Raw genomic sequence first — 20,260 nt, forward strand, 5'->3', positions numbered from 1 at the left:
TAAAAAGCCTCTTCCCAAGGGAAAGAGGACTAAATCTTATTGATGAACAGCTTGAGCTGCTGTGATAAGGGTTAACTTGTAAACATCATCTGCATTACATCCACGAGAAAGGTCGTTAACTGGTTTGTTCAAACCTTGCAAAACAGGTCCTACAGCTGCAAAACCACCAAGACGTTCAGCCATCTTGTATCCGATATTTCCTGCCTCGATACCTGGGAAGATGAAGACATTTGCTTGACCAGCTACCGTACTTCCAGGAGCTTTCAGAGCTGCAGTTTCAGGAACAAAGGCTGCATCAAATTGCAATTCCCCATCGATTTCAAGGTCAGGACGCAAGTCATGAGCAATTTTAGTTGCTTCAACAACCTTATCAACGCTTTCTCCAAATCCTGAACCTTTAGTAGAATAGCTTAGCATAGCAATTTTAGGCTCGATTCCAAACATCTTAGCTGTAATTGCTGAGTTGATTGCAATTTCAGCCAAAGCTTCAGCGTCTGGATTGATATTGATGGCACAGTCCCCAAAGAGGTAACGCTCCGTACCACGAACCATGAGGAAGGCACCTGAAGTACGAGTTACATTTGGACGAGTTTTGATGATTTGAAGAGCTGGACGAACTGTTGAAGCTGTTGAGTGAATCGCTCCTGACACCATTCCATCAACCAAGCCCAAGTAAACCAACATAACACCAAAATAGTTGACATCTTCAACCAAAACCTTGCGTGCATCTTCTTCAGACATTTTGCCCTTACGACGTTCTACCAAGGCAGCAACCATTTCTTCAAATTGAGGATAATGTTGAGGGTCGATGACCTCATAACCATCCATGATCCCTTCAATTTCAAGATAAATTTTAATTTTTTCAGGATTTCCAAGCAAAACAGGAATCACTTCTGTTTCTTTTACCAAGCGTTTAGTTGCTTGCAGAATACGAGGCTCTTCCCCTTCAGGGAGAACGATACGAGCATTTTTGCCAACTAGGTTGGCTTTAAGACTTTCAAAAACTTCCATGAGTTTTCTCCTTTAAAATAATAATTATACTCTGAAACAGTTTTTATAGAGTATTAGTTGATAACTGGGTAATAAGGTTGCTAAAATCATCCGGCAAGGGACTTTCTAACTGCAAGTCTTGCTCTAAAAATGGATGATAAAAAGTTAAGGAATGACAATGTAGGGCTTGGCGCTGAATTCCATCGTCTAGACTACCACCATACAAGTCATCGCCCAACAAAGGGAAACCAATATGAGAAAAATGGACTCGGATTTGGTGGGTTCGTCCAGTATGAAGGCGAATGTCGACCAAGTGGATATTTCCATAAGAAGCTACAATCTTGTAGGAAGTATGGGCATACTTTCCACCTTTAGCCACTCTTCTGGTGATAATGGAGTCTTCATCACGCGCAATCGGAGCAATAATTTCCCCCTCTGACTCCAAGTGTCCATCACCTTTAACCAAAGCAAAGTAGCGTTTTTCAATGGACTTCTTCTGTAACTGCTTGTCTAATCGTGCGTGGGCATAGCCGTGCTTAGCAAAAAGCATCAAGCCAGAAGTGTCTCTATCAAGTCTGGTCACAATGTGAACCTGCTGATTTTCATAGTTTTGCTTGACGTAGTAACCCTTGATAAAATTGGCAACGGTATTGGAGTGATTAACACTAGGAATAGAAGCCACTCCATAGGGTTTATTCAAGACTAGAAAATGGTCATCCTCATAGAGAATATCCAGTGGGCGCTCGATAGCTTCGAGAGTTTCAAAACCTTCCTCAGCGGGAATATCAATGGTAACTCGGTCTCCAATATCCAATAGATACGTCGCATTTTGTGGTTGATCATTGACCAGAATAGCTCCACCTCGAAACTTAATCTTGGCCAGAAGCCCCTTAGAAACCTCATGCTTTTTTAAGAAGGTCTTGACCTTGACATGCTCATCTGCGATAAATTCAAACCTCATTCATCCACCTCGCCGATGAAAGCATCCTTAACACGATTCCAGAAACTGGTATGGCTAGGTGATGCGACAAAGTGAATCTTATGATGGTCAATTTGATACTCGATACGCTCAATATTACGGAAAGAATAAACGCTATTGTCAACCGAAATGGTATGGTAATCATTTCTCGTTGGAATGAGTTCAATCTTATCCTTCTTAGGAACAATAATAGACGAACCCAGCGTTCGATAAACACGATTGTTAAGACTAGCAATTTCCGTTAATTGCAAAGCTTCAATGGTAGGGTGTAAAACAGCTCCACCAAGCGACTTGTTATAAGCCGTACTACCAGTCGGCGTTGAAACTGTTAAGCCATCTCCGCGAAAACGTTCAAAGGGAACACCATTGATGACAATATCTGCCACCATGGTTCGATCAGACCTGCGGATACTGGCTTCATTCAGTGCTCTAAAAATCTTCACTTCACCATTTTCAAGAAAAACCTTCACATTCAGAACAGGGTATGAGACTCTTGCTCCGGTATCTAGCTGCAAATTAGTCACTAGCTTGTCCAACTCAAAATCACGGTAGTCCGTATAGAAGCCCAAATGTCCAGTGTGAACACCAATGAAGCGGACCTTGTCAAGCTGGCTTTCGTACTTATGAAAGGCCGACAAGAGCATACCATCCCCACCAATGGAGATGACAATGTCCGGATTGGTATCATTGAGTATAAACTGATTTCTCTTCAAACGATCTCGCAATTCATACAAAACCCTTTGACTCTGCGGTTTTCTATTAGCTATCAGGTCAATTCGTTTACCTGTATTCTTCATCTGTATCGTCACTGTTTCCTACACCATCATTTAATTTTCTACTCAAAGGATCAAAAAGAGCCTGAGCTTCTTGGATATCATCACGTATTTTCCCCATTTCTTCATCCAACTGATGGGCAATCTTGGCCGTGATTTCCAGTCGCTTCTTTATCTCCTCTGGGAAATCCCCTTGGTACTTGTAGTTGAGAGAATGTTCTATCGTTGCCCAGAAATTCATGGCCAAGGTACGAATTTGAATTTCCGCCAAAATAGTCTTGGCACCATTGATAGTATCAACCGTATATTCTACTACCACGTGATAGGAACGATAGCCTGATGCTTTTCGATGAGTAATGTAATCTCGCTCCTGTATGATCCGCATATCCTGACGTTTGCGCAAAATCTCCACTACTTCCTTAACGTCATCTACAAACTGAACCATCACACGCAAACCAGCAATATCTTGCAAATCGTGCTCTAAGGTCGCATAAGTAATGCCACGCCGAGCCATTTTTTCCTTGATGCTCTCAATCGGCTTGACTCGACCAGTCACAAACTCAATAGGAGAATGCTTATTTTGCTTACGATATTGCTTACGAATACCACGAAGTTTAATCTTTAACTCACCAACAGCTTGAATGTAAGGATCTAGAAATTCTTCCCATTCTAAGGTCATATATTCTCCCTTGTTCTCATATTATCCTTCAAAAATATCTTTGATTTTTTCTCCAGATTCATATACAATAAATACAATGCTTATTATACCATAAATCCGCTTTCAACGATAAAGAAAAGGTAACAAAAATGAAACATTTAGAAATTGAATTGAAAACACTATTGAAAAAAGATGAATATGATCGTCTAAAAGACCAGTTCACAGGTGTCACTCCTGTTCTTCAAAAAAATTACTACATCGACACACCTGATTTTGAACTGCGAGAAAAGAAAGTTGCTATGCGCATTCGAACCTTTGGAGACTGGGCAGAATTGACACTCAAAGTCCCGCAAAGTGTTGGAAACATGGAATACAACCAAAAATTGCAACTAAAAGATGCTGAAAACTATCTGAGCAAGAAAGAACTTCCTCAAGGGATAGTATTGGATGAATTGGCGAAACATGGTATTAAAACAAGTGAATGGCAGATCCTTGGTTGTCTAACGACACTTCGCTATGAAATGCAAACAGCTATTGGTCTCATGGCACTGGATGAGAGTCAGTACTTTGATATTACAGATTACGAATTAGAACTTGAAGTGGAAAATTATGAGCAAGGCAAACAGGATTTCCAACAATTTTTAGAGGAAAATCAGATTTCCTACCAAAAAGCTCCCTCAAAATTGGTTCGATTTGTCAAAAGCATGAAAAATAGCTGAAATAATCTCCATTTTTTGGTAAAATAGAAGAGTTAAAATACAAAAATCCCAGTTCATATAGGCTAGGCAGATATGGCTAGGATTTAAAAAGTTTACAGAGGACGGTCTATAATGTCAGATAGAAAAAACATGAAACTTTTCGCACTCAACTCTAACCAAGAGATTGCACAGAAAATTGCACAAGCTGTTGGTGTACCGCTTGGAAAACTATCATCACGTCAATTTTCAGACGGAGAAATCCAAGTGAATATCGAAGAAAGTGTCCGTGGTTATGATGTTTACATCATCCAGTCTACAAGTTTCCCTGTTAACAACCACCTAATGGAATTGTTGATCATGGTTGACGCTTGTGTGCGCGCAAGTGCCCACAGTATCAACGTTGTCCTTCCATATTTTGGCTATGCACGTCAAGACCGCATTGCTTCACCTCGTGAGCCACTTACAGCTAAACTAGTTGCTAATATGCTGGTTAAGGCTGGAGTTGACCGTGTCCTTACGCTTGATTTGCATGCCGTTCAGGTTCAAGGCTTCTTTGATATTCCTGTTGACAACCTCTATACAGTTCCTCTATTTGCAAAACATTACTGCGATAAGGGGCTCCTTGGCTCAGATGTTGTTGTCGTTAGCCCTAAAAATTCAGGTGTCAAACGTGCTCGTAGCTTGGCTGAGTATCTTGATGCTCCTATCGCCATTATCGATTACCCTCAAGACGATGCAACTCGTAACGAAGGTTATATTATTGGTGATGTTGAAGGTAAGAAAGCCATCTTGATTGATGATATTCTTAACACAGGACGTACCTTCTCTGAAGCTGCTAAAATCGTTGAACGTGAAGGAGCTACAGAAATTTATGCTGTTTCTAGCCACGGTCTCTTCGTCGAAGGAGCTGCTGAACTTCTTGACAATACTAATATTAAAGAAATTCTTGTGACTGATTCAGTAGCAACAAAAGAAAAAACTCCTAAAAACGTATGCTACATCACTGCTAGTGAGTTAATTGGTGATGCTATCGTCCGTATTCACGAAAGAAAACCAGTCAGCCCACTCTTTGCCTACAACAAAAAGAAATAAGGTGATTCTTTGATTTATTTGGACAATGCTGCAACGACTCCCATGTCAGCAGTTGCTATTTCAGCTATGACCAAGGTTATGCAAGAAACCCATGGAAATCCTTCTAGTATTCATGGGCATGGCCGTCAAGCTGGCAAGCTCTTACGCGAAGCCCGTCAGGAACTAGCTCAATTACTGGGAACAAAACCTCAACATATCTTTTTCACTTCTGGTGGGACTGAAGGAAACAATACTGCCATCATTGGCTACTGCCTTCGTCACCAAGAACAAGGAAAACATATCATCACAACTGCCATTGAGCACCATGCCGTCCTTGAAACCATTGATTACTTGGTTCAAAACTTTGGGTTTGAAGCAACCATTATCCAGCCAGAAAATCAAGAAATCACAGCCCAGCAAATCCAAGAATCCTTACGTGATGATACGATTTTGGTTTCTACCATGTTTGCCAATAACGAGACAGGAAACCTACTTCCCATTGCTGAAATTGGCCAAATACTCAAGCAACACCCAGCCGCCTATCATGTCGATGCAGTTCAGGCTATTGGTAAAATCCCTATACACCCAGAAGAATTGGGCATTGATTTTCTCACTGCTTCTGCCCATAAATTCCATGGTCCTAAGGGAATCGGTTTTCTCTACGCTTCTAGCATGGACTTTGATTCCTATCTCCATGGTGGAGACCAAGAACAGAAAAAACGAGCAGGAACTGAAAATTTAGCTGCCATAATAGGCATGGTTGCAGCTCTAAAAGAAGACCTAGAAAAACAAGTAGAGCATTTTCAACATGTACAAAATTTAGAAACTACCTTCCTTGCAGAACTAGAGGGAGTTCAGTATTACCTGAATAGAGGCGAACACCATCTCCCCTATGTTCTCAATATTGGATTTCCTGGCCAAAAAAATGACCTCTTACTCCTTCGTCTAGATTTGGCTGGAATTTCAATCTCTACTGGCTCAGCCTGCACTGCAGGCATTGTACAATCCAGCCATGTTCTTGAGGCCATGTACGGGGCAAATTCAGAACGCTTGAAGGAATCCGTTCGTATCAGTTTGTCGCCAGAAAATACTGGTGAAGATCTACATACCCTCGCAAAAACCTTAAAAGAAATTATCGGAGGTTAGCCATATGGCATTTGAAAAAACCATTCAGTTAAAAAATTGTCGTTACGACTACACTCTTAGCCCTTCTGTTAAAAAATTCACCCTTAAGGACAATACCTTTTTTGAGACTAAGGTTGGTAACTATGAATTGACTCGCCTTTTGGAAAAAGTTCCGAACAGTGGTGAAGGCTTCCAACTCAAAATCATCATTAACAAGGAACTTACAGGTGCTAAAATCAATATCACTGACAAGTTTGGGCTACGTCTAGTTGATATTTTCAAATCAGAAGACCACCACATTCATCAGGAAAAATTCTACTTCCTCATGGATAGCTTGGTAGAACGTGGTGTCTTTACAAAATCTGAAAGATAGGTCCCATATGTTTGAACTGACCTATAAGGACAGCTATCAGGTAGAGCGGACTCTCAAGTATGAGGATTACGAGGCTCTCATGCTGGCTCTGTCAGGATGTGTAACCCTACCAGATACACTTTATGTGACTTCTCTGACTTTTAAGGGCCAGAAAGTTTACCAAGGGCTGGTCGGGGACCTCTACCGTTTTCTATCACATGCAGATTTTTTACATCAAAACTAAGATTTTTCTTAGTTTTTTCTTATTTTTGTTGATTTTTTCACAATGTTTCTATAAAATAGAAGAATAGAAAGGTTGTGATTTTGTGAAAGATAAACAGTCTGCTATTCCAAAAGCTACAGCGAAAAGACTCTCTCTCTACTATCGAATTTTTAAGAGATTTCATGCAGAAAAGATTGAACGTGCCAACTCTAAGCAAATTGCAGAGGCTATCGGTATTGACTCAGCGACTGTACGTCGTGATTTTTCCTATTTTGGTGAACTAGGTCGGCGTGGATTTGGCTATGATGTCAAAAAACTGATGACATTTTTTGCCGATTTGCTCAATGATAACTCCATCACCAATGTCATGCTGGTTGGTATTGGAAATATGGGCCATGCCCTTCTCCACTACCGCTTCCACGAGCGTAACAAGATGAAAATTATCATGGCCTTTGACCTAGATGACCATCCCGAAGTCGGTACCCAAACTCCTGATGGAATTCCCATTTACGGAATTTCTCAAATCAAGGATAAAATCAAGGATGCTGATGTCAAGACTGCTATCCTGACCGTTCCCAGCGTCAAGTCACAAGAGGTTGCCAATCTCTTAGTAGATGCTGGAGTGAAAGGAATTCTCAGTTTTTCACCAGTCCATCTGCATTTACCAAAAGACGTGGTCGTTCAGTATGTCGATTTGACAAGTGAACTCCAAACCCTCCTCTACTTCATGCGAAAAGAGGATTAGAAAGCGAAAATCATTTTATGAAAAAACCAGTTATTGGGATTACAGGAAACGAAAAAACTCATCCAGATGATGACATCATGATGAGCTACGTAGCAAAAGGCTTTGTGGAAGGCGTTAAAGACGCTGGAGGGATTCCCATCATCCTACCGATTGGTGATCAAGAAATGGCCTGCCACTATATCAGTATGATTGACAAGCTCATCTTGACAGGTGGGCAAAATGTTGATCCAAAATTTTATGGTGAACCAAAAACTATCGATAGCGATGACTACCACCTTCAAAGGGATATCTTCGAACTGGCCCTCATCAAGGAAGCTATTAAACAGAAAAAACCAATTTTTTCTGTCTGCCGTGGAACTCAACTCTTTAACGTTGCCATGGGTGGAACTTTGTATCAAGATATCGAAGATCACTGGCAAGATTGTTCTGCCGAATACACAACTCAACGCTTGGTGACAGAACCTGATACTGTTCTTCGAGAAATCTATGGAGAAATCTCCCATATCAACTCCTTCCACCATCAGAGTATTAAGGATTTAGCACCTAACTTAAAGATTGCAGCTCATGACCCTAAGGATGGTATCATTGAAGCTGTCATGAGTACGGATGATGTCGCCTTTCTCGGTGTCCAATGGCACCCAGAATTTCTATTTGAAAATCGTCCCAAAGATAAAAACCTCTTTGACTATTTCGTTAATGAACTTTAGATTAAATCCGTCTTTTCTCGATAACTAAAGTAATTAGAATGAGAGACAATCAAATGGTCCAAGAGGACAATCCCCATCAGGTCACAGGCTTCTTTTACAAGTTTAGTGACTTGATCATCATTTCGGCTAGGCGCTACCGCTCCCGAAGGATGATTGTGAACCAAGATGAGAGAGGTCGCCATATGCTTGATGGCATAGTGAAGAATCTCTCGCGGTTCAGCGATACTGCGGGTAGCTGAGCCGATAAAAATGGTCTGTTGATGGATGATTTGATTTTGAGTATTGAGATAGAGCGCCACCAGGTGCTCTTGTTTTTTATGTCCCAACTCCTGTTGCATCTTCTTGGCCAACTTTTGACTGCTGAGAATACTTTCCATCTCAAGGGTTTCGTGTTTGTGAATACGATAGCCCAGTTCAATCATAGCTTGTAATTCTATGGCCTTAACGCGCCCGATACCAGATAGACTCTGCAATTCCTGCAGGGTCATTTTTTTCAAATCTGTTAGGCTTGAAAGATTATTCAAGACTTTCTGGGCAATTTCAAAAACGCTGGCTTGACGTGTTCCTGTTCTGAGTAAAATAGCTAGCAACTCTTGATTACTGAGCGCTTCAACTCCTTCTTTTGCCAGCCTTTCTCTTGGCAACAGTGAATCTTCTTGGAATGAAATACTATACATAAAAATCCTCCTCACTTTATTATTCGTGAGAAGGATGGAAAATTATATTTTTTTCTCAATTGGGGCTACACTAGCTAAAAGTTTTTTCAAACCTACTTCTGGGAAATTGATTTTTAATTCCTGCGTAGCACCGCTTCCTGAAACTTCCAGAACAGTTCCCTCTCCCCATTTCTTGTGGAGAGCAATGTCACCAATGGACCAATTTGTCTCGCTAGACGCAGATTTTGCACCGGCTGAAAATTGACCAAATGGAAGGCCGCTTGACTGGATAGTTTTTGGGGCCGCACTGCGTTTACGGTCCTGAAGAGCCTGAGCAAGACTCATACCTTGACCGAAAGCAACCCCACCACTGCTATAAGATGCCTTAAAGCTTGTATTTGCTGGACGAGCTAAGCCTTGATACTCAAGCAAGTCTGAACTGATTTCGTTAATAAAACGAGTCGGACGATTGTAATTGGTACGACCGAAAAGCAGGCGTGAGTTGGCATTGGTCAGATAAAGAATTTTCTCTGCACGTGTGATACCTACATAGGCAAGACGACGCTCTTCTTCCAATTCATCTTGATCTTCAGCCGCACGGCTAAGTGGAAAGACATTTTCTTCCATCCCAATCAAAAAGACAACTGGAAACTCGAGACCTTTAGCAGCATGTAGGGTCATCAAGGTCACTTCTGATGTCTCCTGACTTCCTGAATCTGTGTCCGCAATCAAGGCCAAGTCATTTAAGAAACGACTCAGTTTGTCCAAACCAGTTTCCTCTTCTGACATATCAGAGGTGTCATCAAAGTTTTTCGTAACAGAAAGGAACTCCTCGATGTTTTCTACCCGAGCCTTGCTTTCTAGAGTCGCTTGGGCATTAAGAATATCGATGTAACCTGTTTTTTCTAGGACAGCCTCAACCAACTCTGTAATGGTTAATTGGTCCAACTGCTCCCGTAAATCAAGAACCATATTGGCAAAATCCCAGATAGATTGGGCCGCCTTCCCCTTGATTCCAGACAACATGATATTTGCTGAAGCATCTAGCATGGACATGTTTTGCATATTGGCAAAATCACGGATTTTCTCAACCGTTCCTGGCCCAATTCCACGTTTAGGCTCGTTGATAATACGTTCAAAACTAATATTGTCACTTAAATTAGCAATGAGGTTGAGATATGCAATAATATCGCGGATTTCCTTACGACTGTAGAACTTGGTTCCGCCGACCATTGTATAAGGGATGTTTGACTTGAGCAAGGCTTCCTCGATAGTACGGGACTGCGCATTAGTCCGATAGAGAACTGCAAAATCCTTGTGAAGGAAGTTTTGACTGCGACTAAGTTCATCGATGGTTCTGGCTACAAATACAGCCTCATCCAGCTCATCATTAGCACGATAGTATACGATTTGCTCCCCATCCGCATTTTGAGTCCAGAGATTTTTAGGACGACGGTTTTTATTATTTTTAATAACCTCATTGGCCGCTTGGAGGATGGTCTTCGTTGAGCGGTAATTTTCCTCCAACAAGACAACCTTGGCTTGAGGATAATCCTTTTCGAAGTCCAAGATATTCTGCATATCAGCACCACGCCAACCGTAGATAGATTGGTCCGCATCTCCAACTACACAGATATTTTTAAAGCGCGAAGCCAAGAGTTTGACCAATTGGTACTGGGCATGGTTAGTATCTTGGTACTCATCAACATGGATGTATTGGAATTTTTGCTGGTAATAGGTCAAAACATCAGGATTTTGATCAAAAAGACGCAAGGTCAACATAATCAAATCATCAAAGTCAACCGACTCCGACTGACGCAGTTCTTTTTGGTAAGCCGTGTAACACTGGGACACGATTTGCGTGTACATATCGCCAGCTTGGGCAGCATAAGCCACATCATCAATCAGATCATTCTTAGCATTAGAAATAGTCCCTAAAATGCTCCGTTCATTCCATTTTTTAGGATCCAGGTTCAACTGCTTGAGAATGCGTTTCATGAGCGTTCGCTGTTCTCCAGGATCTACAATAGTGAAATTGCGGTTGTAGCCAATATGGTCCGCATCGCGACGTAGGATACGAACACACATGGAGTGAAAGGTCGCAATCAAACAGTCCTGAGTGGCTGGATTAAGATTATAAGCACGCTCCTTCATCTCACGCGCAGCCTTGTTAGTAAAGGTAATGGCCAAGATGTTCCACGGATTGACCAGCTTTTCATCAATCAGATAAGCGATGCGGTGGGTCAAAACTCGGGTCTTTCCAGAACCAGCCCCCGCCATGATCAACAAGGGACCTTCTGTCGTTTGCACCGCCTCAGCCTGACGGTCATTCATTCCATTCAATAATGCGTTCATCTTCTCTTCCTTACTCTTGAAGTCAATATTTCTATTATATCAGAAATCAGAGAAAATATCTTTACCTAGACTGATTGCTTATAGAAGGCAACTCTTTCATCAGCTGAAAATATGGCCTTATATCTAGATAAGAAAATGAGCTTGGATAGTATTTTCAAACTCATTTTTTACTCAATGAAAATCGAAGTGCAAACTAGGAAGCTAGCCGCAGGCTGTACTTGAGTACGGCAAGGTGAAGCTGACGTGGTTTGAAGAGATTTTCGAAGAGTATAAAGTCAATTACAATATACTAGAACAAACCTAGGACTGTTCCATCACTTTCAACATCCATGTTGAGGGCTGCTGGTCGTTTTGGAAGCCCAGGCATGGTCATGACATCACCAGTTAGGGCAACGATAAAGCCTGCACCTAATTTTGGTACCAATTCACGAATGGTAATTTCAAAGTTTTCAGGTGCTCCAAGTGCATTTGGATTGTCAGAGAAACTATACTGAGTTTTAGCCATACAGATTGGCAATTTGTCCCATCCGTTTTGAACGATTTGAGCGATTTGTGTTTGAGCTTTCTTCTCAAAGTTTACTTTGCTACCACGGTAGATTTCAGTAACAATCTTTTCAATCTTTTCTTGAACAGAAAGGTCATTGTCATAAAGACGTGTATAGTTGGCTGGGTTTTCAGCGATAGTCTTGACAAGCGTTTCAGCAAGAGATACACCACCTTCTGCACCATCAGCCCAGACACTAGCCAACTCAACTGGTACATCGATTGAGGCACAGAGTTCTTTCAAGGCTGCGATTTCAGCTTCTGTATCAGATACAAATTCGTTGATAGCTACAACTGCTGGAATACCGAACTTACGGATATTTTCAACGTGTCGTTTCAAGTTAGCAAAACCTGCACGAACTGCTTCCACATTTTCCTCTGTCAAAGCGTCCTTAGCTACACCACCATTCATCTTAAGGGCACGAAGGGTTGCGACGATGACAACAGCATCTGGAGATGTTGGCAAGTTTGGTGTCTTGATATCAAGGAATTTCTCAGCACCAAGGTCTGCACCAAAACCAGCTTCAGTAACAGTATAATCAGCCAAATGAAGAGCTGTTGTTGTTGCCAAAACAGAGTTACATCCATGAGCGATATTGGCAAATGGACCACCGTGTACAAAGGCAGGTGTACCGTAAATTGTCTGAACCAAGTTTGGCTTAATAGCATCCTTCAAAATCAAAGCCAAAGCACCTTCTACCTGCAAATCACCTACAGAAACTGGTGTACGGTCATAGCGATATCCGATAACAATGTTAGCCAAACGGCGTTTCAAATCCTCAATATCAGTCGCCAAGCAAAGAATGGCCATGATTTCGGAAGCGACGGTAATGTCAAATCCATCCTCACGAGGAATACCATTTAGAGGACCACCAAGTCCAACGGTTACATGACGAAGGGCGCGATCGTTCAAGTCCACTACACGTTTCCAGAGAATACGGCGTTGGTCAATTCCTAGCTCATTTCCTTGGTGCAAGTGGTTGTCAATCAAGGCAGAAAGAGCATTGTTAGCAGTTGTAATGGCATGCATGTCTCCAGTAAAGTGGAGGTTGATGTCTTCCATTGGCAGAACTTGAGCGTAACCACCACCTGCCGCACCACCCTTAATCCCCATTACTGGGCCAAGAGATGGTTCGCGGATAGCAATCATGGTTTTCTTTCCAATCTTATTCAAGGCGTCCGCCAGACCAATGGTAATAGTTGATTTTCCTTCGCCTGCAGGCGTTGGGTTGATAGCAGTAACCAAAATCAATTTCCCAACTGGATTGCTCTCAACTGCACGAATTTTATCAAAGCTGAGTTTAGCCTTGTACTTTCCGTACAACTCCAAATCATCGTAAGAAATACCCAGTTTCTCTACAACATCAACAATAGGCTTCAACTCAATACTCTGTGCGATTTCAATATCTGTTTTCATTCAAAACTCCTCTAACCTCTTATATGATAATTCATTATAACACAAAACAAGATTTTTAACATCCTTAAACTCTCTAAACGTTCGTAAATATCCCTATTTTTAAGGTTTTTAGAGTCCTTTTTTAAATTTTATATTGCTTTATAGTTTGAAACTATAGTAAATCTTCGTTTTTACCAAAATTTTATCACTTTCATTTTACTTACCGTTTATTTTTGTGTACAATAGTGCTATGAAAATTTTAGTTACATCGGGCGGTACCAGTGAAGTTATCGATAGCGTCCGCTCTATCACTAATCATTCCACAGGTCGCTTGGGCAAAATCATCACAGAAACTTTGCTTGCTGCAGGGCATGAAGTTTGTTTGATAACAACAAAACGAGCCGTGAAGCCAGAAGCCCATCCCAACCTAAGCATTCGAGAAATTAACAATACCAAGAACCTTCTTCTGGAAATGAAAGAACGTGTTGCAGATTATCAGGTTTTGATTCACTCAATGGCCGTATCTGATTACACTCCTGTCTATATGACAGGGCTGGAGGAAGTTCAGGCTAGCTCTAATCTAGAAGAATTTTTAAGCAAGCAAAATCATCAAGCTAAGATTTCTTCAACTGACGAGGTTCAGGTTTTGTTCCTAAAAAAGACACCCAAAATTATCTCTCTAGTCAAGGAGTGGAATCCTGCTATTCATCTGATTGGTTTCAAACTGCTGGTTGATGTTAACGAAGACTATCTGGTTGACATTGCACGAAAAAGTCTCATCAAAAACCAAGCAGACTTAATCATTGCAAATGACCTGACTCAAATCTCAGCAAAGCAGCACAGAGCTATCTTTGTTGAGAAAGATCAGCTTCAAACAGTCCAGACTAAAGAAGAAATTGCAGAACTCCTCCTTAAAAAAATTCAAGCCTATCATTCATAGAAAGGAAAGCTATGGCACATATTCTCTTGGCTGTAACGGGGTCTATCGCCTCTTACAAGTCGGCAGATTTAGTCAGTTCTCTAAAAAAACAAGGTCATCAAGTCACTGTTTTAATGACTCAGGCTGCTACAGAGTTTATCCAACCTTTGACACTACAGGTACTCTCACAGAATCCTGTCCACTTGGATGTCATGAAGGAACCCTATCCTGATCAGGTCAATCATATCGAACTTGGAAAAAAGGCGGATTTATTTATTGTGGCCCCTGCAACTGCTAACACTATTGCAAAACTAGCCCACGGATTTGCGGACAATATGGTGACCAGTACAGCTCTAGCATTGCCCAGTCATATTCCTAAACTAATAGCTCCTGCTATGAATACAAAGATGTATGAACATCCGGCAACTCAGGCTAATCTGAAAACATTAGAAAGCTACGGCTATCAGCTGATTGCTCCTAAGAAATCCCTACTAGCTTGTGGAGACCATGGACGAGGAGCATTAGCTGACCTCACAATTATTTTAGAAAGAATAAAGGAAACTCTCGATGAAAAAACGCTCTAATATTGCACCCATTGCTATCTTTTTTGCAACCATGCTCGTGATTCATTTTCTGAGCTCACTTATCTTTAACCTTTTCCCATTTCCAATCAAACCGACCATCGTTCATATTCCTGTCATTATTGCCAGCATTATCTACGGTCCACGAGTTGGGGTTACACTTGGATTTTTGATGGGGCTACTTAGTTTAACTGTTAACACGATTACAATTCTACCGACAAGCTACCTCTTCTCACCATTCGTACCAAACGGAAACATCTACTCAGCTATTATAGCTATCGTCCCACGTATTTTGATTGGTTTAACTCCTTATCTAGTCTATAAACTGATGAAAAACAAGACTGGTCTGATTCTAGCTGGTGCCCTTGGTTCACTTACCAATACAGTCTTTGTCCTTGGTGGAATTTTCTACCTTTTTGGAAATGTTTTTGATGGTAATATCCAAAAACTCCTAGCAACTGTTATCTCAACAAATTCAATCGCCGAATTAGTCATTTCTGCAGTTCTAACCCTAGCTATTGTTCCAAGACTACAAACCTTGAAGAAATAAAAATAATCTCCGCTTTCAAGCTTGAAGGTGGAGATTTTGTTTGAAGTAGTTTCTTTATAGTGAACTTTTTACTAAAAAACGACCTATAAACCTAAGTAAATCCTTGCTTTATTGTCTTGTTTATTGTACTATACTAGTGTATATACAGAAAAAAGGAGATTCTTATGAATACACGGAAAAAGACACAATTTATGACAATGACTGCCCTTTTAACGGCTATTGCAATTTTGATTCCAATTGTTATGCCTTTCAAGATTGTCATTCCACCTGCTTCCTATACTTTAGGAAGCCACATCGCTATTTTTATTGCCATGTTCTTATCGCCCTTGATGGCTGTTTTTGTCATCCTAGCCTCTAGTTTTGGATTTTTGATGGCTGGCTATCCCATGGTTATCGTATTTCGAGCTTTTTCCCATATCTTTTTTGGGACTTTGGGAGCTCTTTACCTACAAAAATTCCCCGATACCCTAGATAAACCAAAAGCTTCCTGGATTTTTAACTTTGTTTTAGCGCTTATCCATGCCCTTGCTGAAGTATTGGCCTGTGTCGTTTTTTACGCAACTTCTGGTACCAATGTAGAAAATATGTTTTATGTTCTATTTGTACTAGTTGGATTTGGCACAATTATCCATAGTATGGTAGACTATACATTAGCACTAGCTGTCTATAAAGTGCTTCGAAAACGCCGTTAAAAGGAAAAGCTATGACAAAAGATCGCAAACAAGCTCTGCTCCAACTCTTGAAAGAAGCTCCTAAAGCCCTTAATGGCCAAAGTTTGGCGGAACATTTTCATGTCACACGTCAGGTCATTGTGCAGGACATTGCAATTTTGAGAGCCGATGGCGCTCCTATCCTATCCACTAATCGTGGCTACGTCTATAAGCAAATTGAAACCAATCCTTATGTTCACAAACTTTTCAAAGTGAAACATGAAGTTGAAGAAATCGGTCAAGAACTCCTTGCTATCGTTGATAATGGTGGACGTGTTCAAAATACCTTGATTGACCATCCCGTCTATGGAGAAATTGAAACCTTGCTTAAACTGTCTTGTCGCAGAGATGTGCAACATTTTCTAGAACAAGTCGAGCATTCTGATTTTAAACCTTTATCTGAATTGACAGATGGTATCCATTACCACCTAGTTGAAGCCGAAACACAACAAGACCTCCACTATATCGAGGAGGCCTTGGATCAGCTAGGTTATTTAGTAAAGGATTAGAAAATTTTCTTTTCCCAATCGTCTTCTGTACTGTGGCGGTAGAAAAACTCTGACTTGTCAGGAGCTTCCATCATTTCCATCAAAGGTAGCATATCATAGGCCAGATCCAAGTTTGGAATCTGGTCTTTTTGAATCCAATAGCTCAAATAGTAACAATGATATTTAAAAACCACATTGAATGAAAATTAACAACTACTTGCTTACTAAAAATATATCACCAGTTATGTTGATCAACATTATCCTTAGTCACAAGATAAATTGGAGAAACTGTTTCTTTTTCCAGTTTTTTCCCTTGATAATGATCTATTGCTGATTGAATAGCAATTTCACCCATCTTAGCTGGTTGCTGAGCAATAGTGGCAGTAATATCACCTTTTGCAATAGCATCATGTGCATCTGGTTGACCATCAATACCAACAATTAATACATTGCTAAGACCAGCTGCTTTTACTGCTTGTGCAGCTCCTAACGCCATCTCATCATTCTGTGCAAAGATTGCTTGTACTTCTTTGTTTCCTTGAATCATATTTTGCGCTGTATTCAATGCTTTTGCGCGATCAAAATTAGCGGATTGACTAGAAAGAACATCTAAATTTGTCTTTGAAATTTGTTCAAATCCTTTACCTCTATCTACAGTTGCAGAAGCGCCAGGGACTCCTGATAATTCAAAAGTTTTTGCTTTTTCTCCCAATTGCTTGGTAATAAATTCTGCAGCCATTTTACCTGCTTCTACGTTATCAGAAGCAACAGTTGTCAAGACTTCACCACCATTACTACCGCGGTCAATTAAGATTACCGGAATGTTTGCATTATTAGCAGCTTTAATAGATGTAACAATTGCATCAGAATCAACTGGATTAATTAGTAAAGCATCTACATTTTGACTAATAAAATTTTGAATATCATCTGCTTGTCTAGCAGCATCATCTTGTGCATCTGCTATCTTCAAAGTTACTTCTTTTTCCCCTGCAGCTTTTTCAAGGCCATCTTTCATAGCCACAAAATAAGGATTGTTAGTAGTAGAAATAGAAACTCCTAATTTTAATTCTTTTGCCGACTTTTGAGTCGTAGATTTATTATCATTTGATGAATTTCCTAAACCAGTTTTTCCACAAGCTACTAAAGCAAAAATAAATGTTACAAACAAAGCAAAAATGCTAATTTTTTTAATATTTTTCATGTTATTACTCCTCGTAATATATATCTATAGGGATAGTTTCAATCCCGATTATTGTACGTCATCTAATAAATTGTTACTATTTCCAAAAAAATTGAAAATTATTCTACTGTTTTACAACTTTAAAACGATCAATCAGAACAGCAATTAAGATTACAACTCCTTTTACTACTTGTTGCCAAAATGCTGAAACACCAATAATATTAAGTCCATTATTCAAAACTCCAATAATTAAAGCACCTATTAGAGTCCCAAGTATACGACCTTTACCTCCAGATAAAGAGGTTCCTCCAAGAACAACAGCTGCAATAGCATCCATTTCATAACTAGCACCTGCTGTTGGTTGAGCAGAACTTAAGCGTGATGTTATAATTAATCCAGAAATTGAAGCCATAATACCTGATATTGAATAAATGATAATTTTCACTTTATTTAATTTCACACCTGATATATATGCTGCTTTTTCATTCCCCCCTATAGCATATACAGATTTACCAAATGCTGTTTTATGAAGTAAAACATATAAAACAATAAATACAATAAACATAATAATTACAGGAAATGGAATTCCTACTATGTAACCTTGCCCCAAAAATTGAAATAAGAATGTATCACTTAATCCTTTTGTAATAGGATTCCCATTTGTATAAACAAGTGTTGCTCCCCTAAAAATAGTCATAGTCGCTAAAGTGACGATAAATGGAGCTAATTTCCCGTAGGAAATCAATAACCCATTCATCATACCTAGAATGCAACCCAAAATTAAAGAGATGAGAATTGCTAACGTAACAGGCATTCCAGATCCTAATAAACCTGCTGTTAGCGCGCTGGATAAGGCTAAAATTGATCCTACTGATAAATCGATTCCACCTGTTAGAATAACAAAAGTCATTCCAAAAGCAATCAGTGCATTTGATGTTACTTGCAATAGTAAATTTAACAGATTATTTGCTGTTAAAAAATTTGAATTGATAATAGTGATGACAGCCATTAAAATTATCAATGCTATTACCGTTGTCAATTCTGACATGTACTTCATAGTATTTTTCACACTATTGTCCTCCTGTAGCTAGTTGCATAACTTTTTCTTGTGTAGCTTCTCGACGTGTTAATTCCCCACTAATTCTACCTTCATGCATGACCATAATGCGATCACTGACTCCAATCACTTCTGGTAAATCTGAAGAGACCATAATAATCGGTACACCTCGTTCAGCTAATTCATTCATTAATTGGTAAATTTCACGCTTAGCTCCAACATCTACCCCACGAGTTGGCTCATCTAAAATCAGTACTTTTGGTGCAATACCTATCCATTTTGCTAAAACTACTTTCTGTTGATTACCACCAGAAAGTGTCCCAACTTCCTTATCTGGATAACCTGATTTAATTTGTAACCTATCAATTAAGCGTTGTACAAATATACCACTTGTTTTATTATCGAAAATGCCATTTTTAACAAAATCACGAGTACTAGGTAAAGTCATATTATCTTTAATAGAAAAATCTAAAATCAATCCCTCATCTTTACGATCTTCTGTTAAGAAACCAATTCCATGCTTAATTGCTTCAAAAGGATTTTTAATTATCAGTTGTTCTCCGTTTATTATAATTTGACCAGATTTTAAAGAATCAATTCCAAAAATTGCTCGCATTATTTCAGTACGACCAGCACCCATCAAACCAGAAAAACCAAGAATTTCCCCTTGACGTACATAGAAAGAAATATCCGTAAAAGCATCACCAGAAAGATTCTTAGCTTGAAAAACAATATTCCCAATCTCAGCCTTTTTTTCTGGATAATAATCTTCTAATTCACGGCCTACCATCTTCTGAACTAATTCATCTGCATTAGTAAACTTCGTTTTCTTGGTATCAATTACAAACCCATCCCTCATAACAGTTATAAGATCTGTGATCTTAAAGATTTCTTCCATCCGATGTGAAATATACACAATACCTACACCATCAGATTTTAATCCTTCTATCACTTTAAAAAGTGTTTCAGTTTCACGATCAGTTAAAGCTGCTGTGGGTTCATCCATAATTAACAAGGAAACTTCTGATAATAAACATTTTGCTATTTCTATCATTTGTTGTTGTCCGACTGATAATTGACCAATGATTGCATCGAGAGGAATAGAGATATTAAGACGTTTAAATGCTTCTTTAGCTTTCCTTTCCATACTAACTTTATCTAGAAACCCAATCGAATTTTTAATTTCTCTTCCTAAAAAAAGATTATCAAGTACAGTCATATCTGGCCAAGTATTCATTTCCTGATGAATAAAACTCAGTCCAAACCGTTCTGCCTCTTGAGGATTAGAAAATGTTTTTTCTTTTCCATCAATAAAAATAGTTCCTGAAGTAGCTGGAAAAAGTCCAGTTAAAATATTCATTAAGGTTGATTTGCCTGCGCCATTCTCCCCCATTAAAGCATGAACTTCTCCTGAATTAAGAACCAAATCAATACTTTCTAAAACACGATTATTCCCAAAAGATTTTGAAATGTTCTTCATTTCAATTTTCATAGGCAACCCCCT

23 protein-coding genes are annotated in these 20,260 nt (G+C 39.6%); 12 read left to right on the forward strand and 11 right to left on the reverse strand.

What is annotated here, in order from left to right; all coding sequences use genetic code 11:
• Nucleotides 1-36 precede the first annotated feature (36 nt).
• The 4 genes from pta to yjbM are packed head-to-tail and all read right to left on the reverse strand — an operon-like array spanning nucleotide 37 to nucleotide 3,421.
• Nucleotides 37-1,011, reverse strand: a complete 975-nt coding sequence (pta, locus tag TZ90_RS04725; RefSeq protein WP_000451580.1) for a phosphate acetyltransferase — start codon at nucleotides 1,009-1,011, stop codon at nucleotides 37-39.
• Between the two features lie 43 nt (nucleotides 1,012-1,054).
• The gene (locus TZ90_RS04730) at nucleotides 1,055-1,951 is read right to left on the reverse strand and encodes an RluA family pseudouridine synthase (RefSeq protein ID WP_045611758.1); all 897 of its coding nucleotides are present in this window, start codon (nucleotides 1,949-1,951) and stop codon (nucleotides 1,055-1,057) included.
• The gene (locus TZ90_RS04735; RefSeq protein ID WP_045611759.1) at nucleotides 1,948-2,766 is read right to left on the reverse strand and encodes an NAD kinase; all 819 of its coding nucleotides are present in this window, start codon (nucleotides 2,764-2,766) and stop codon (nucleotides 1,948-1,950) included. Before TZ90_RS04735 ends, TZ90_RS04730 begins: the two co-directional genes overlap by 4 nt.
• On the reverse strand, nucleotides 2,750-3,421 hold the full coding sequence (gene yjbM / locus TZ90_RS04740; protein ID WP_000171682.1) for a GTP diphosphokinase: 672 nt from the start codon (nucleotides 3,419-3,421) through the stop codon (nucleotides 2,750-2,752). Before yjbM ends, TZ90_RS04735 begins: the two co-directional genes overlap by 17 nt.
• A 128-nt stretch (nucleotides 3,422-3,549) precedes the next feature.
• Here yjbM and TZ90_RS04745 point away from each other — a divergent pair, with 128 nt between their 5' ends.
• The 7 genes from TZ90_RS04745 (at nucleotide 3,550) to TZ90_RS04775 (ending at nucleotide 8,321) form a co-directional block, all read left to right on the forward strand.
• On the forward strand, nucleotides 3,550-4,119 hold the full coding sequence (locus TZ90_RS04745) for a CYTH domain-containing protein (protein ID WP_045611760.1): 570 nt from the start codon (nucleotides 3,550-3,552) through the stop codon (nucleotides 4,117-4,119).
• A 111-nt stretch (nucleotides 4,120-4,230) separates the two neighbouring features.
• Nucleotides 4,231-5,190 (forward strand): ribose-phosphate diphosphokinase, encoded by a 960-nt coding sequence (locus TZ90_RS04750; RefSeq protein ID WP_001283823.1) that lies wholly within the window; start codon nucleotides 4,231-4,233, stop codon nucleotides 5,188-5,190.
• A gap of 9 nt (nucleotides 5,191-5,199) precedes the next feature.
• Nucleotides 5,200-6,315, forward strand: coding sequence for a cysteine desulfurase family protein (locus tag TZ90_RS04755; RefSeq protein WP_045611761.1), 1,116 nt, complete (start codon nucleotides 5,200-5,202; stop codon nucleotides 6,313-6,315).
• Between the two features lie 4 nt (nucleotides 6,316-6,319).
• Nucleotides 6,320-6,667 carry a DUF1831 domain-containing protein gene (locus TZ90_RS04760; RefSeq protein ID WP_000863540.1) on the forward strand — a complete coding sequence of 116 codons (348 nt, stop codon included), beginning with the start codon at nucleotides 6,320-6,322 and terminating at the stop codon, nucleotides 6,665-6,667.
• Nucleotides 6,668-6,674: 7 nt separating this feature from the next.
• A complete protein-coding gene (locus TZ90_RS04765; protein ID WP_045611763.1) occupies nucleotides 6,675-6,890 on the forward strand; it encodes a DUF4649 family protein in 216 nt (71 codons plus the stop codon).
• 82 nt (nucleotides 6,891-6,972) lie between these two features.
• A complete protein-coding gene (locus TZ90_RS04770; protein WP_000653417.1) occupies nucleotides 6,973-7,614 on the forward strand; it encodes a redox-sensing transcriptional repressor Rex in 642 nt (213 codons plus the stop codon).
• Nucleotides 7,615-7,631: 17 nt separating this feature from the next.
• Nucleotides 7,632-8,321 carry a gamma-glutamyl-gamma-aminobutyrate hydrolase family protein gene (locus TZ90_RS04775; protein WP_045611765.1) on the forward strand — a complete coding sequence of 230 codons (690 nt, stop codon included), beginning with the start codon at nucleotides 7,632-7,634 and terminating at the stop codon, nucleotides 8,319-8,321.
• Here TZ90_RS04775 and radC read toward each other — a convergent pair.
• From radC to TZ90_RS04790, 3 genes are all read right to left on the reverse strand, one after another.
• The gene (gene radC / locus TZ90_RS04780) at nucleotides 8,318-8,998 is read right to left on the reverse strand and encodes a RadC family protein (protein ID WP_045611766.1); all 681 of its coding nucleotides are present in this window, start codon (nucleotides 8,996-8,998) and stop codon (nucleotides 8,318-8,320) included. The genes TZ90_RS04775 and radC overlap by 4 nt on opposite strands.
• A gap of 42 nt (nucleotides 8,999-9,040) precedes the next feature.
• Nucleotides 9,041-11,332, reverse strand: coding sequence for a DNA helicase PcrA (gene pcrA, locus TZ90_RS04785; protein WP_045611767.1), 2,292 nt, complete (start codon nucleotides 11,330-11,332; stop codon nucleotides 9,041-9,043).
• Nucleotides 11,333-11,621: 289 nt separating this feature from the next.
• Entirely contained in the window at nucleotides 11,622-13,292 is a 1,671-nt protein-coding gene (locus TZ90_RS04790; RefSeq protein ID WP_045611768.1) for a formate--tetrahydrofolate ligase, read from the reverse strand.
• Between the two features lie 229 nt (nucleotides 13,293-13,521).
• Here TZ90_RS04790 and coaB point away from each other — a divergent pair, with 229 nt between their 5' ends.
• The 5 genes from coaB to TZ90_RS04815 all read left to right on the forward strand — a co-directional run bounded on the left by coaB (nucleotide 13,522) and on the right by TZ90_RS04815 (nucleotide 16,540).
• A complete protein-coding gene (coaB, locus tag TZ90_RS04795) occupies nucleotides 13,522-14,211 on the forward strand; it encodes a phosphopantothenate--cysteine ligase (RefSeq protein ID WP_045611769.1) in 690 nt (229 codons plus the stop codon).
• A gap of 11 nt (nucleotides 14,212-14,222) precedes the next feature.
• On the forward strand, nucleotides 14,223-14,774 hold the full coding sequence (gene coaC, locus TZ90_RS04800; RefSeq protein ID WP_045611770.1) for a phosphopantothenoylcysteine decarboxylase: 552 nt from the start codon (nucleotides 14,223-14,225) through the stop codon (nucleotides 14,772-14,774).
• A complete protein-coding gene (locus TZ90_RS04805; protein ID WP_000747412.1) occupies nucleotides 14,758-15,321 on the forward strand; it encodes an ECF transporter S component in 564 nt (187 codons plus the stop codon). The genes coaC and TZ90_RS04805 overlap by 17 nt, the downstream gene beginning before the upstream one ends.
• Nucleotides 15,322-15,485: 164 nt before the next feature.
• Nucleotides 15,486-16,013, forward strand: coding sequence for an ECF transporter S component (locus tag TZ90_RS04810; RefSeq protein ID WP_033685157.1), 528 nt, complete (start codon nucleotides 15,486-15,488; stop codon nucleotides 16,011-16,013).
• Nucleotides 16,014-16,024: 11 nt separating this feature from the next.
• A complete protein-coding gene (locus TZ90_RS04815) occupies nucleotides 16,025-16,540 on the forward strand; it encodes a transcription repressor NadR (RefSeq protein WP_033685158.1) in 516 nt (171 codons plus the stop codon).
• Here TZ90_RS04815 and TZ90_RS04820 read toward each other — a convergent pair.
• From TZ90_RS04820 to TZ90_RS04835, 4 genes are all read right to left on the reverse strand, one after another.
• Nucleotides 16,537-16,686, reverse strand: a complete 150-nt coding sequence (locus TZ90_RS04820; RefSeq protein ID WP_080702869.1) for an NUDIX hydrolase — start codon at nucleotides 16,684-16,686, stop codon at nucleotides 16,537-16,539. The genes TZ90_RS04815 and TZ90_RS04820 overlap by 4 nt on opposite strands.
• A gap of 68 nt (nucleotides 16,687-16,754) precedes the next feature.
• Nucleotides 16,755-17,720, reverse strand: coding sequence for a substrate-binding domain-containing protein (locus TZ90_RS04825; protein ID WP_000789622.1), 966 nt, complete (start codon nucleotides 17,718-17,720; stop codon nucleotides 16,755-16,757).
• Nucleotides 17,721-17,823: 103 nt separating this feature from the next.
• Complete coding sequence (locus tag TZ90_RS04830; RefSeq protein ID WP_004248623.1) at nucleotides 17,824-18,768, reverse strand: ABC transporter permease subunit; 945 nt, start codon at nucleotides 18,766-18,768, stop codon at nucleotides 17,824-17,826.
• Between the two features lies 1 nt (nucleotide 18,769).
• Nucleotides 18,770-20,248, reverse strand: a complete 1,479-nt coding sequence (locus TZ90_RS04835) for a sugar ABC transporter ATP-binding protein (RefSeq protein ID WP_033687065.1) — start codon at nucleotides 20,246-20,248, stop codon at nucleotides 18,770-18,772.
• Nucleotides 20,249-20,260 lie beyond the last annotated feature (12 nt).

The sequence above is a fragment of the Streptococcus mitis genome (genome assembly GCF_000960005.1).
In the GTDB taxonomy this organism is placed as follows: Bacteria; Bacillota; Bacilli; order Lactobacillales; family Streptococcaceae; genus Streptococcus; species Streptococcus mitis_CK.

What these genes read in the sequence shown, in the direction of transcription:
- pta (WP_000451580.1), bottom strand. Translation starts at nt 1,011, where the DNA reads ATGGAAGTTTTTGAAAGTCTTAAAGCCAACCTAGTTGGCAAAAATGCT.
- TZ90_RS04730 (WP_045611758.1), bottom strand. Translation starts at nt 1,951, where the DNA reads ATGAGGTTTGAATTTATCGCAGATGAGCATGTCAAGGTCAAGACCTTC.
- TZ90_RS04735 (WP_045611759.1), bottom strand. Translation starts at nt 2,766, where the DNA reads ATGAAGAATACAGGTAAACGAATTGACCTGATAGCTAATAGAAAACCG.
- yjbM (WP_000171682.1), bottom strand. Translation starts at nt 3,421, where the DNA reads ATGACCTTAGAATGGGAAGAATTTCTAGATCCTTACATTCAAGCTGTT.
- TZ90_RS04745 (WP_045611760.1), top strand. Translation starts at nt 3,550, where the DNA reads ATGAAACATTTAGAAATTGAATTGAAAACACTATTGAAAAAAGATGAA.
- TZ90_RS04750 (WP_001283823.1), top strand. Translation starts at nt 4,231, where the DNA reads ATGTCAGATAGAAAAAACATGAAACTTTTCGCACTCAACTCTAACCAA.
- TZ90_RS04760 (WP_000863540.1), top strand. Translation starts at nt 6,320, where the DNA reads ATGGCATTTGAAAAAACCATTCAGTTAAAAAATTGTCGTTACGACTAC.
- TZ90_RS04765 (WP_045611763.1), top strand. Translation starts at nt 6,675, where the DNA reads ATGTTTGAACTGACCTATAAGGACAGCTATCAGGTAGAGCGGACTCTC.
- TZ90_RS04775 (WP_045611765.1), top strand. Translation starts at nt 7,632, where the DNA reads ATGAAAAAACCAGTTATTGGGATTACAGGAAACGAAAAAACTCATCCA.
- radC (WP_045611766.1), bottom strand. Translation starts at nt 8,998, where the DNA reads ATGTATAGTATTTCATTCCAAGAAGATTCACTGTTGCCAAGAGAAAGG.
- pcrA (WP_045611767.1), bottom strand. Translation starts at nt 11,332, where the DNA reads ATGAACGCATTATTGAATGGAATGAATGACCGTCAGGCTGAGGCGGTG.
- TZ90_RS04790 (WP_045611768.1), bottom strand. Translation starts at nt 13,292, where the DNA reads ATGAAAACAGATATTGAAATCGCACAGAGTATTGAGTTGAAGCCTATT.
- coaB (WP_045611769.1), top strand. Translation starts at nt 13,522, where the DNA reads ATGAAAATTTTAGTTACATCGGGCGGTACCAGTGAAGTTATCGATAGC.
- coaC (WP_045611770.1), top strand. Translation starts at nt 14,223, where the DNA reads ATGGCACATATTCTCTTGGCTGTAACGGGGTCTATCGCCTCTTACAAG.
- TZ90_RS04805 (WP_000747412.1), top strand. Translation starts at nt 14,758, where the DNA reads ATGAAAAAACGCTCTAATATTGCACCCATTGCTATCTTTTTTGCAACC.
- TZ90_RS04810 (WP_033685157.1), top strand. Translation starts at nt 15,486, where the DNA reads ATGAATACACGGAAAAAGACACAATTTATGACAATGACTGCCCTTTTA.
- TZ90_RS04815 (WP_033685158.1), top strand. Translation starts at nt 16,025, where the DNA reads ATGACAAAAGATCGCAAACAAGCTCTGCTCCAACTCTTGAAAGAAGCT.
- TZ90_RS04825 (WP_000789622.1), bottom strand. Translation starts at nt 17,720, where the DNA reads ATGAAAAATATTAAAAAAATTAGCATTTTTGCTTTGTTTGTAACATTT.
- TZ90_RS04835 (WP_033687065.1), bottom strand. Translation starts at nt 20,248, where the DNA reads ATGAAAATTGAAATGAAGAACATTTCAAAATCTTTTGGGAATAATCGT.